This window comes from Paenibacillus sp. 11B (genome assembly GCF_030487755.1).
GTDB lineage: Bacteria > Bacillota > Bacilli > Paenibacillales > Paenibacillaceae > Paenibacillus > Paenibacillus vandeheii.
This window is the reverse complement of sequence record NZ_JAUKNS010000001.1, coordinates 649,600-662,733: the sequence shown is the minus strand read 5'-3', so window position 1 is coordinate 662,733 and position 13,134 is coordinate 649,600. Positions and strand designations below refer to the sequence as shown.

The following is a 13,134-nucleotide window of genomic DNA, read 5'->3' as shown; positions in this document are numbered from 1 at the left end:
TATAAAAATTTAATAATCACAAGAGAATACGTGCTGTTCAGACAAACTTTTTGAGATAAGCTTGAAATGAATTTACCAAGTGTTGGAAAAAGGAGGGGTGTCATACTCAGATGTTTGAGGATAAGGTTCATAAGGTTCCCTGCTGCCAAAAGTTAAAGCGCTTATACTATTAAAATAAGGGAGAGATTGCGGTGCTTAATTCAACGAATAGTAAGGTTTTTAAGAAGATGAAATTTTCATTGTTGATCCTGCTCAGCTTTTCAATTATTTTTTCTTATGGCTCTCTGTCCAATGCGTCTCAACAGAAAAGTTATGCGGCTGGGAACCCTGATTCTAAATTCTCACCGGCAACACTTCAATTCTTGCGTGTCAACACAGGACTGGATGGTGAGCAGTGGAACAATATTATGATGCTTGTCAATAAACCGGAGCAGGACGATCTGAACTGGACCAAGTTTTACGGATATTGTGAAGATATTGATGATGACCGCGGTTATACGATTGGAATATTTGGTGCGACTACAGGCGGCCCAAATGACACCGGTCCTGACGGTCCAGATCTGTTCAAGGAATATGACGCTGCCAAAGGCGCGAGTAATCCTTCGGTTAAAGGCGCATTGGCCCGGATCGGTGTCAAGGGTTCGATGAAAGGAAAAGTACTCGAAATCAATGAAAGCGAAAAGAGTTTCTGCAAAAAGATCGGCAATTTGCAAAATGATCCCGAGTGGAGAGAGGCTATGTGGAAAACGTTCTACAATGTCTATATTAAGTACAGTGTGGATCAGGCCCGCAAACGCGGCTTTAACTCGGCATTAACGATTGGTTCCTTTGTGGACGCAGCGCTGAACCATGGAGCGACAGGCGGCTCCGAGACCCTACAAGGGCTTTTGGGTAAATCAGGAGGCAGCACGGATGAGAAGACTTTCATGACCAAATTCTATAAGGAACGGACCAAGATTGTGGATACGAATGACTACAACTCTCCGCCTAACGGGAAAAATCGTGTAAAGCAGTGGAGCAATTTGCTGAATATGGGTGAGACAGACTTGAAGAACGCAGATTCGGCAGTACGTCAAGTTACCGACTGGGAACTCAAGTAACAGAAATGCAAGGGTAGCAGAACCGCCGTTCTTCTCGGTAGCGGCAGTTCGATGAAAGTGAGTTTAATGAAGAGGGAGGTGGGCCGAATGGATAAAAACCAATCTTATCTCAAGCACAGATTTTCCAAGGTAATCAGTTTAATAGTTATAGGTATGCTGCTTGCGATGGAGTTGACCGGTTTTGTCTCAGCAGGAAGGGAAGGAAATGAGGAAGATCTTGCAAGTGAAGCAGCTGCAGTTCAGGAAACGATTGCCCAGTGGATTTTTAAAGACAAAGGTGAGAACGGAATATTTCCGGCTACCGGCGGGGTATATCAGACAGCTTCATCCATTCGTGATGTAGGAACAAATACAGCTGCATACACCTTTGAGTCAGGTGAGAACAGTGTACGCAACCAGGGCTGGCATGAAGGAACGGGCGTTAAATACTGGCTTGCCACGCTCTCAACCAAAGGCTTCGAAGGTATCTTCCTCTCTTCACAGCAAACTTCTTCAAGTACGGGACCCAGGGATTTTAAGGTACAATACAGCACGAATCAGCAGGAATGGACAGATGTTGTGGGCGGTAAACTGGTTCTTGCCCAGAACAATTTTAATTGTGCCAATAATTCCTGCAAATTAACGAACCTCGCTTTGCCTGCGGGAACAAACAATCAAGATGTACTCTATATCCGCTGGGTGGTAGACTCTTTGAAAAGCGTAAGCGGAGGAACGGTATCCAGCTCAGGCTCAAGCAGAATCAAGGATGTAGTCATTAAAGGAACACGCAGCAGTGGCGAACCTGGGGACACTCCCACACTTGAGGTAAGCAAAACTCCCGCTTCAGGAGCTGCGGATGTTTCTCTTAACGCAGAGATCACAATAAAGTTTAATAAAGCGATCAGTCTCAACAGTGGTTATCAAGTTGTAATCACGGAAAACAGTGCGCCTCTAAACAACATCTCAGCCTCGCTCCTCGACCAAGATACGATTAAAGTCAGCCACCCTAATTTTACTGCCGGCAAAACTTACAAGGTGACCATCCCTAAAGAGCTTCTTAAGGGGACAATGGACGGCCGGACACCCGACAACGATATTACCTGGAGCTTTAAGACCAAGTCTCAGGACACCGGCAACAAAACACCAACGCTGCTGAACATGACTTTTAATGGGGATCCAAAGACAAGTATCGCCTTTGACTGGTATACAGCCGAAACCGTTAGAGGTACAGTAGTGCAAGTGGTAGAGGCTTCCAATGCGGGAGGAAGCGAGTTCCCGGAACAACTGGCAACTTCCTATGAGGGAAGCTCAACAGTTATTGAAACCTTAATGACGACAGGAGACAGAAGTTCCAAGAAGTATAAAAAGTTCGCCAGTCATAAGGTTATCGCAAGCGGTCTCAAGCCTGGAACCAAGTATATGTACCGGGCTGGTAACGGTGATGCGGACGGCTGGAGCGAGACAGGTTCTTTTACCACGGACAAAGCGAATAATCAGGATTTCCATTTCCTCTATGTAACCGACACCCAAGGCTCCAGCAAGTCGAATTTCGATCTGTGGCAGGATACTTTTAAGAGAGCTATTGAGAAAACAGTAGATCCCAAGTTTGTTCTTCTTACAGGGGATCTAACGGATGATGGTGATCTGGAGCAGCTGTGGCAGTGGTTCTTGGGTGTGCCGAAAAAAGAATTTGCCAATGTGCCATTTGCGCCGATCATCGGCAATCATGAGATAGAGGATTATCCGAACAATAACTTCTATAACCATTTTAATCTTCCAAAAGATGTCGGAACGGGTGCTCATGACGGGTCAGTGTATGCTTTCGAATACGGCGATGCCCTGTTCATGCAAATCAATTCCCAGTACGAAGGGGAGGTCAAGCCTTACAAAGCGGATATTCAATTCACGAAGCAGTTGGAATGGATGCGGAATCAGGTGGCAAAGACCGACAAGAAGTGGAAATTCGTCTCTATGCATAAGGGAGCTTATTCTTCAGGGGATAATGCTTCAGCAGAAAGTGAACGGGTAGAATTTTACCGAAAATATCTGATTCCTGTATTTGATGAGCTGGGTGTGGATATGGTGTTTGAGGGACATGACCATATGTATATGAGGTCTTTTCAAATGCTGAACAACGTTCCAATTAAGAATGTCATTACCGATGAGCAGGGAAATGTGCTGAATCCTAAAGGGACTGTATATCTAATGGGTAACTCGGCCGCTTCGAAATTCTATGCTCTTAATCCAGACGCAGACACGTTTTTTGCAGCAAAAAACGATCAGCCCAACAAGAAAATGTTCGTGGATGTTTCCATTACAAGCGATGTGCTGAAATTTACATCCTACACAGCAGTTAAAGATAAACCTCTTGCCGTCTATGATGCTTACAGTATTAAACGGACTGACGTCAGACCCGGCACAGTTCAAAATGCAAGCGCAGTAAAACAGTCAGCGAACCGTGCAGTTCTTTCGTGGAAAGCGCCGGCAAATAGTTCTGAGCCGGTACGAGGTTACCGGATTTACGAGAAGAATGATAAAGTCAGCACGAATTGGAGCGTGTATGTACCGGCTGTAAGCGGTCAGACGAGTTACAGCTATACATTAAACGGCATCGATTCTTCCAAAGCCTACAATTTCGTTATCAAAGCAGTGGGGACAAGAAGTAATTCGCTTCCAGCAGAGGCAGGAATGCAATGAATGGATAGATATGGGGAATACGCACGTATGGAACAGGCGAGATGTAGTTATAGCAGCCCTGGTAACAGGGCTGCTTTTTTCTATTTTGCATAAAAAGCATTGACAGCGAAGAAGCTGGACCGTAGTATAAGACTTATGATAATGATAATTGTTATCAATTGAAACCTCCGCGTATAGCTGTGGTTTATTTGCTTTTGCCTCATTATAGGTTAAACCTATTACATCTATAGATATTATATCTTGGAACAATGAAGGACAGGGTGATATATTTATGTCATTCAAGAGCTTCACTTTTAGAGGAACAACGTAGGCTCTTCCAAGGACCGAACTTATGATGAGGTGAAAATGATGAGTAAAAAAACGATGTTTGAGAAAATTTGGGAAAATCACGTGATTCATCAGGAAGAAGGCAAACCAAGCATTTTGTACATCGATCTGCATCTGGTGCATGAAGTAACATCGCCACAGGCGTTTGAAGGTCTGCGTCTGAGCGGTCGTAAAGTCCGTCGCCCTGAACTTACGTTTGCAACAATGGATCACAACGTTCCAACGAAGGATCGCTTCAACATTACGGATCCAATCTCCAAACAACAAATCGACACACTTTCACAAAACTGCCGTGACTTCGGCGTAAAACTGTATGATCTGGATACCATCGATCAAGGTGTTGTACACGTTATGGGACCTGAACTGGGCCTGACTCATCCAGGTAAAACAATTGTATGTGGCGACAGCCACACATCCACACATGGTGCATTTGGTGCACTCGCATTCGGTATCGGTACGAGTGAAGTAGAGCATGTTATGGCAACCCAATGTTTACAGCAAGCCAAAGCCAAAACAATGGAAGTTCGTTTTGTCGGCAAACGTAACCCGGGTGTAACCGCTAAGGATATGATTCTCGCAGTCATCGCCAAATACGGTACAGACTTTGCTACTGGATATGTTATTGAATATACGGGTGAATCGATCCGTGAACTGAGCATGGAAGAGCGTATGACCGTCTGCAACATGTCCATTGAAGGTGGAGCAAGAGCGGGTATGATTGCTCCGGATGAAACCACATTTGAATATCTGCGTGGACGTGAATACGTACCTACCGATGGCAAATTCGATGAAGCGGTTGCTGCCTGGAAAGAGCTTGTAACTGACGAAGGTGCTGAATTCGACCGTATCGTTGAAATCGATGTGGAATCATTAATTCCGCAAGTAACTTGGGGTACTAGCCCAGGAATGGGAACCGACATTTCTTCGAAAGTTCCTGTCCCGGCTGAACTGCCAACAGAAAACGAACGTAAAGCAGCTGAAAAAGCGCTTGAATATATGGGCTTGGAACCTGGAACACCGATCTCCGAAATTCCGGTTGATTATGTATTTATCGGTTCATGCACCAATGGACGGATTGAAGATCTGCGTGCTGCTGCACAGGTAGCCAAAGGCCACACCGTATCCAGTAATGTTACAGCGATCGTTGTTCCAGGCTCGGGACGTGTTAAAATTCAGGCCGAAAAAGAAGGTCTGGATAAAATCTTCACAGACGCTGGATTTGAATGGCGTGATGCAGGGTGCAGTATGTGTCTGGCAATGAACCCGGATGTATTGAAACCAGGACAACGTTGTGCTTCGACTTCCAACCGTAACTTCGAAGGACGTCAGGGACGCGGAGGACGGACTCACCTCGTATCTCCTGCAATGGCGGCAGCAGCAGCGGTTAAGGGACACTTCGTAGACGTACGTGACTGGAATTTCAAAACGGAAGCAGCTATCTAACAAAGGAACGGATTGAAGGGAGAACGAATGATATGGATGAATTCAAAACACTGCAAGGCATCGTTGCACCGGTAGACCGGGTCAATGTAGATACAGATGCAATCATTCCGAAACAATTTTTGAAACGGATCGAACGGACCGGATTTGGACAATTTTTGTTCTACGAATGGCGTTTTGACGAAGAGGGCAACAACAACCCTTCCTTCGAAATGAATAAACCTCGCTACGAAGGTGCATCTATTCTGATCTCACGCGCTAACTTTGGCTGTGGATCTTCCCGTGAGCATGCTCCATGGGCGATTATGGATTACGGATTCCGTTGCGTAATTGCACCTTCTTATGCCGATATCTTCTACAATAACTGCTTTAAGAACGGGATCTTGCCGATCAAGCTGTCCGAAGAGCAGGTAGAAGATCTGTTCCAGCGTACAGCGACACATGAAGGCTATGAGATGAATGTGAATCTGGAAAACAAAACGATTACAGATGCTTACGGGCTGCATATTGATTTTGATCTGGATGAGCATCGTCGTCAATTCCTGTTGCAAGGACTGGACGATATTGGTCTCACACTTCAACATGATGACGAAATAGCAGCTTACGAACAACGCCATGCAGCTAAATTGTTTGGACAAACGGCCTCAGTCTAATCTTTCATCTGTACTTCGTATATCAAACCTCCAATCGTGCAGGGAACTTCACCGTTCCTTGGCTCGAATTGGAGTTTTTTTTGCATTTGCAACGATGCAATTCTGTCTTCGAATTGCAGGGTATTCCGACTAAATATGACAACGTTGTAACCGGATGGAGTGACAATATCTGATAAACTGATTAGTAGATTATGGAAGGGTAGATAGAGTCGAGTGCTTCATCACAGCGAATCAGATCGAAGGTTCAAAAGACAAACAGAATGGTGGTTGATGTATGAAGAAATGGTCGGCAGCAGTCTTTGTTTTTCTGTTCCTGTGTTTATTTCCTGTCATGGCAAATGCCGATTCGTCTCCCTCGATTGTGCTGGACGGTGTGACCATTAATCAACAGTCAGGAGCTCCGGCCGAGAATATTGGCAAAACCGTGATGGTGCCCATCCGAATCGTCTCTGAAAACCTCGGTTATCAGGTGAAATGGGAGAAAGCCACCCAGACCGTTCGTATTCTCAAAGGCAACAGCAGTATCCAGATGACTGCAGGTGAAGATGCTGCCACAGTAAATGGAAATCGGGTAACTCTCGATTCACCGCCTCTTATTAAACAGGGAACTACACTGGTTCCGTTACGATTTGTCGGTGAAGGCATGGGTCTGCGTGTGGGATGGGACAATGGAACCAAGACCGTAAGCCTAGCCAGCATCCCTCCTGTAGCAGGTACGGAAAGTGAAATTGACCCCGTGGAAGCTCCTGAGCCGGATGGTCTGTCTGAGCTTCAAAGCATCAGCTTCGGCGGAGATCGTTTGATCCTGGCGACGAATGGGAAAATCACACCGAAGATTTCCAGTCTAAGCGGACCCGATCGGATCATCGTAGATCTGCCTGACACCACATTTGCCAAGGAGTTCATCCAGGGACAGGCTACCAATCCGGATGGCAGCGGAACTCTTTTGGTTACGGATTCATCACTGGTTTCCAAGGTGCGATATGCAGTGTTTAGTCAAACACCTTCAACGGTACGTGTGGTCCTCGATCTGAGTCAGGTGGCGACCGCCAAATGGTCACTGGGCGAGAACAACGTGTTGCTTGTTGATCTTGCAGTGAGTAATGGAGAATCAACCAGTCAGCCTGCTTTGCCAACCAATGATGGCAAAAAGGTCGTGATTATTGATCCGGGACATGGTGGAAGACAGTCGGGGGCCGTCAGTGTGACAGGCGCCTATGAGAAGGACTTTAATTTGGCTGTGGGACTCAAAGTTCAGGCACTTCTACAACAGCATACGGAGATTCAGACGGTAATTACAAGGCAGGATGACACGGAATTATCCCTGCAGCAACGTGTGGATATCGCTCAACTGAATCAGGCGGATATTTTTGTGTCGATCCATGGAAACAAGTTTACAACCCCTGTTCCTAATGGAATTGAAACGTTGTACAGTCGTAAAGAGAGTAAGGATTTGGCCGACATTTTGCACAAGCATGTGTTGCCGATTACGGGATTTAAGGATCGGGGAGTCAAAACGGCAAGTCTGCATGTAACCCGTGAAACAACGATGCCGGCGGTTCTGCTTGAACTCGGATTTCTGAGTAATCCTGCGGATGAAGCAATGATGTTGACCGAAGAGTATCAGAACAAATGTGCACAGGCCATCGTAGACGGAATTGTTGAATATTTGGGTCTTTAATTAAGGTTGTGCGCAAATATGAAGGTCAGGGTAGTCCGTTGTTTCGAGATGCATAATTGATAAATAAGGAAAAATACAGACAATAAAATGTAGAAAAAGCTTGATTTGACAACGTTTTTTTTCTGTTATGTTGGAATATATTCGCAACTTTTGAGAGTACAGGGCGTCTAATAGGTGTCTGGTAATGCCTCAGTGGTCAGTCGGAGCTGAAGGTGCACAACATGCGGCAAAAAAATATGAGAATGGTAGGGGTGAAGGATGAAGAAGTTCGGTTTTTTGGTACTGTTATTTGTCTTTGGGCTCGTTTTCCCGGGCTATAGTCATGCAGCAGCAGATACGCACATTATCCTAGATGGGAAAGAAATTGTGCAGCCTTCGGATGCCAAGGCGGAAATCATCAATAGCAAAGTGATGGTTCCGATTCGGGTTATTTCGGAGAGCCTGGGATATGGTGTGGACTGGAAACAGGCAACAAGCACCGTGACTATTAGCAAAGACAACACTGCCATGCAGATGATTGTTGGACAGAAGACGGCAACGGTGAACGGCAGTAACGTGAACCTGGATGCCCCGCCACTCGTGAAAAATGGAACCACACTTGTGCCTTTAAGGTTCATTGGTGAGCAAATGGGTCTTAAGGTGGGTTGGAACAATACAACGAAGACGGTAACATTAGTTACCCAGAATTCAGGTTCCGGAAACGGGACAACTACTCCTCCGAACTCTGGTAATGATGGTGGAGGATCGGATCAGGATGGTCTTGTACTGGTGAACGGCATCAGCTTCAGTGACAACCGCTTTTTGATTGCAACAAGCGGAAATACGAAGCCGAACGTCTTCACGATGACAGGACCCGATCGAATCGTTATAGACTTGCCAAATACCGCATTCGCTGATTCTTTTAGTGAAGGACAAGCTTTGGACAGCAACCAGAATGGACAGCTTGTAGTGAGTGGATATCCGGATGTGTCGAAGATTCGTTATTCCTTGTACAGCAATAGTCCTTCGACCCTTCGTTTTGTCATTGATCTGAGTAATGCCAAAGGTTATGACGTGCAAAGTGACTCTGGTCTGGTTATGATTGATCTGAACAAAGAAGGCACTACAACGCCGCAGCCTCCTGTTGGAAACAACGGCAAAAAAGTTGTTGTTGTAGACGCTGGACACGGTGATCAGGATCCAGGAGCCATCGGTGTAACCGGCAAGAAGGAAAAAGACTTCAATCTGGCAATGGCTCTGAAAGTGGAAGCATTGCTGAAAAAAGAATCCAACATTGACGTTGTGCTGACGCGCAGCGATGATACATTTTTGGCTTTGAGCGAACGAGTAAAGATCGCAGAAAAATTGAAGGCGGATATCTTTATTTCCATTCATGCCAACAGCGGATCTGCAGCGGCAAACGGTGTGGAGACGTATTACACCCGTTCGAATAGCAAGGCATTGGCTACGGTGATGCACAAGTATCTACTGCAATCATCTGGCCTGAAGGACCGCGGAGTAAAAACGGCAAGTCTCCACGTAACCCGTGAAACAACGATGCCGGCTGTTTTGCTGGAAGCGGGTTTCCTGAGCAACAAAAGTGATGAAGCGGCATTGTTCACTGAAAGTTTCCAGAACAGTGTAGCCAAAGGGATTGTTGCAGGGATCAAGGAGTATCTGGGAATTAAATAAGGGTTCAACCCTTATGATCAGGAGGCGGAGTTAGAATGAACAAAAAATTATGGATTGCAGCGCTGCTGGTAACGGTTATGACAGTTGCTGCTGGATGTGGAAGCAAGCCAACAGCTGCTCCAGCTCCAAATCAGACTCAAGGTGCGGGAGCAGAGGATAATGCGTCTGAGGATCAGAATGAAACGGATGTTACTGATCCCGTGACTGTGGCACCGGAGGATACAACGACAACGACACCGGGTACAACAGAAGGCAGTACGGAGGGCACAACGACTCCATCGGGTGGAACTACTTCAGAGAAACCTGGAACTTCCGAAAGCAATGAGAAGAAGACCATTGATGTGTATTACACAGATCTGGAAGAGTTGGAATTGCACAAAGCATCGGCAGAAATTTCTTACGCTTCGGATGAAGCCAAGTACAAGGCTGCATTTGCAGCGCTGCAACAAAGCAAGGACGACAAACTCGTTCCCCTTTGGGCGAAAGAAATTGAATTGAAATCGGTTCAGTTCAAAGACGGTGCGCTTACCTTGGATATCCACATGCCGGATACAGCGCGTCTTGGTGCAGGTGGCGAAGTGTTTGCCATTGATGCATTGAAGCAAACGTTCTTCCAGTTTGATGAAGTCAAATCACTGGATCTGCTGGTAGACGGCAAGCAATCCGAGAGTTTGATGGGCCATGTGGATCTTGAGCATCCAATGACACGATCCGAATAGCTTGTACAGCATGTTGTTTTACCGTGAATCTGCGGAATATCGGCCGTTTTACATGAGAGAGGGGAATCACAGGTGACTTTTAAATATAACAATTCATCACACTCTAAAAAAGTAGTTTCAGCCGTGCTTGCAGGCATGATGGCCCTTAGCGCCGGCGGAGCTGCCATGGCAGCAGAATCAACAGATACGGGGCAGGGTCAGACTGCAACTGCAAGCAATACAGCTGCACCAACCGGTTTGTTCAGTGATATCAAGGTCGGATACTGGGCTGAGAAACATGTGTACAAGCTGGCCTATCAAGGCATTCTTCTCGGTAACAACGGCCTGTTCCGTCCGGGAGACGCGGTAACGCAGCAGGAAGCTGTGACGATGGCGATCCGTTTTATGAATAAGGAGAACCAGTTGAACGACAGCACGGCTACGGCATTACCGACAAATATGGAAGTGGGAAACTATTTCAAGCCATATGTCGCTTTGGCGCTTCAACTGGGACTTATTGATAAAACCGAAGAATCTACAGTGGATGTGTCCAAAACATCCTGGGGACAAAAACCGGCATCACGTGAATGGATTACGAAATTGCTGATCCGTTCGCTGAACAAAGATGCTGAAGCGAAGGCGCAAAACAATCAATCTACCGGATTTGCGGATAATGATAGCATTTCCGAAAGTGGCAAAGGGTACATCAATCTGGCTGTAAGCCTGGACCTTGCCAAAGGTGTAGATGGCAACAAATTTAATCCAACTGGCTCTGTAACCCGTGCTCAACTCGCAACATTCTTCAGCCGCGGCGAAACGTTAACGGATACGAAGTATCCGAACACATCCACAGGTTATGTTACTGGGTTAAAGGATGGGCAGATCACGTTGGTGGTAGACGGAAAAGCGGTCAACTTTGCAGTGAACAGCAGTACGCCTTACTTTACAAAAGACAGTGAATCCCGTGCGTCGTCTGCGGATGTGAAGCTGTATACAAAAGTTCAGGTTGTAGGCACTACCGGTACGGCTTCTTATGTGGAAGTGGTTGATGCTACACCGCAGGTAGAAAGCGTTGAAGGTACGTTTGCTCGTTCATTGTCAGGTAATAAAATTGGTTTGTTTGTAGGCGAGAATTACGAAACATACGGCTACGATGAGGCAACGGCATTTATCGATCAAAACGGAAATACAATCAAACTGTCTGATATTACAACAGACAGCACCATTGAAGTGCAGCGTGAGACGTTCTCGGCTGACAAAAAGACAGTCGTTATTCGTGTGAAGTCCGGTATTGTCAACAAAAGTGATAGTGGTGTTGTTGCTGAAATAACAACTTCTGCCAAAACCATTAAGCTTACCAATGCAGCCGGAACCACTGAGCAATACACCTATAACGATAATCTGATCATTCGTTATCAGGACCGAATCCTTTCCCTAGCTGAGCTCAAAGCGGGAAGTGCCGTGAAATATACGGTGAAAGACAGCATCCTGCAAACGATCGAATTGTCGCAAGGTGTAGAGCAGTCTTTACGCGGTACACTGGTGGAGATCGGTGGTAACCAATCCACACTGACGTTTAAACGTGAAGGTGGATCGCTGGAAGCGAAGCTGCTGGCAGAAAAGCCGGAAGTGGTCATTAACGGAATTCAGGATGCAACGCTGAATGATCTGATTACAGACGCAACCAATGGAGATCAGGTTGAGCTTACGTTAAATTCAGAAGATCGTGTGACACGTATTCAAGTGATCGGACGTCAGATGGAGCCTATGAACGGGGTTTCCGTAGTATCCTACAACAGCAAAACAAAAGTATTGACGGTTCTCGACAGCAATAAAAAACCGTTTGTGTTCACGCTGGATGACAAAACAAAGCTGGACTACAACACATCGAAGCCAACACTTGCTGGATTGGAGTCTTTGTTGAATGATGGTCGCAAATTGGATCTGACGTATGTGGGAACTCGTGCGCTATCTGTTAAAGTGATCTACAAATACGAAGGTACAATCAGCAGTATTGATACTTCGGGCAAAAAAATTAGTTTGTTGTCTGGAAACCAAACGATCACTGTGCCGTACTCTACGGTTCCAACGATTGAGATCTACAACAAATCTGGAGCAAGTCTGAGTGATTTGAAGATCGGTGATAGTGTCACAGTTACGCTGGGTTCGAATCAGGACTATGTGCAAAAAGTGGCTCTGAACACCGTTGCTCAATTTGAAGTAGTCTCTGTAGAGACGAATGGTCGCGTTCGTGTGAAATCGGATTCGCTGACAAGTCAGTTTTATGTTGATCAAGCGGTGCTGACAGGAGAGAGCGGTCAGACTATTACGGCATCACAGTTGACAGTGGGCAACTTGATTAACGTAACATTTGAGGGAACTACACCTAAAGTAGTTCAGGTGGTTAAACGCACGCTTGCAGAGGTGACATCTGTCGATGCTTCGTCAGTCACACTGAAGCTGTTTAACGGTCAGAGTGAGACGGTTCCTGTTAGCGGGGCTGTAAAAGTGGTCAAATCGGGATCTACGTTAACCACGCTGAGCAGCCTTACCGTAGGGGACCGTGTTGAAATGACGAAAGATACGGACAATTCGACTCGTTTCAGAGTGTTAACGGTTATGAGCAAGCAGTTCTGGTCTTATGATGGAGTTGGTAATCAGATTTTGGTTAAACGCGAGTCAACTTCGGACACGAATTATCGTTTTGCACTGGGTACAAGCGCATTTGTTCACCAGGGTGACAACACTTTAAGCGTGCAATCTCTCAAAGATAATGATAATATTGTATTGTATCTCCTGAACAACGTTGTTTTGGAGATCCAAAAACAGTAATCGTTTCTTTTCGAGGATCAAAAGAATGACCGTCTTGATGCGGGATCTTTCCCGTA

General features: G+C 45.9%; 8 protein-coding genes. All 8 read left to right on the top strand.

Annotation, left to right across the window (positions count from 1 at the left end):
* Positions 1-227: 227 nt before the first annotated feature.
* The 8 genes from Q0V21_RS02845 (at position 228) to Q0V21_RS02810 (ending at position 13,078) form a co-directional block, all read left to right on the top strand.
* Entirely contained in the window at positions 228-1,100 is an 873-nt protein-coding gene (locus tag Q0V21_RS02845; protein ID WP_301877489.1) for a chitosanase, read from the top strand.
* Positions 1,101-1,187: 87 nt separating this feature from the next.
* The gene (locus Q0V21_RS02840) at positions 1,188-3,776 is read left to right on the top strand and encodes a metallophosphoesterase (protein ID WP_301877487.1); all 2,589 of its coding nucleotides are present in this window, start codon (positions 1,188-1,190) and stop codon (positions 3,774-3,776) included.
* 348 nt (positions 3,777-4,124) lie between these two features.
* Positions 4,125-5,546, top strand: coding sequence for a 3-isopropylmalate dehydratase large subunit (gene leuC / locus Q0V21_RS02835; RefSeq protein ID WP_079349361.1), 1,422 nt, complete (start codon positions 4,125-4,127; stop codon positions 5,544-5,546).
* Positions 5,547-5,578: 32 nt separating this feature from the next.
* On the top strand, positions 5,579-6,196 hold the full coding sequence (gene leuD / locus Q0V21_RS02830; RefSeq protein ID WP_024630591.1) for a 3-isopropylmalate dehydratase small subunit: 618 nt from the start codon (positions 5,579-5,581) through the stop codon (positions 6,194-6,196).
* 274 nt (positions 6,197-6,470) lie between these two features.
* Entirely contained in the window at positions 6,471-7,877 is a 1,407-nt protein-coding gene (locus Q0V21_RS02825) for an N-acetylmuramoyl-L-alanine amidase family protein (protein WP_301877485.1), read from the top strand.
* A 258-nt stretch (positions 7,878-8,135) separates the two neighbouring features.
* The gene (locus tag Q0V21_RS02820; protein ID WP_094937008.1) at positions 8,136-9,548 is read left to right on the top strand and encodes an N-acetylmuramoyl-L-alanine amidase family protein; all 1,413 of its coding nucleotides are present in this window, start codon (positions 8,136-8,138) and stop codon (positions 9,546-9,548) included.
* A gap of 35 nt (positions 9,549-9,583) precedes the next feature.
* Entirely contained in the window at positions 9,584-10,267 is a 684-nt protein-coding gene (locus tag Q0V21_RS02815; RefSeq protein WP_301877483.1) for a GerMN domain-containing protein, read from the top strand.
* A 72-nt stretch (positions 10,268-10,339) separates the two neighbouring features.
* Positions 10,340-13,078, top strand: coding sequence for an S-layer homology domain-containing protein (locus tag Q0V21_RS02810; RefSeq protein WP_301877481.1), 2,739 nt, complete (start codon positions 10,340-10,342; stop codon positions 13,076-13,078).
* Positions 13,079-13,134: the final 56 nt, after the last annotated feature.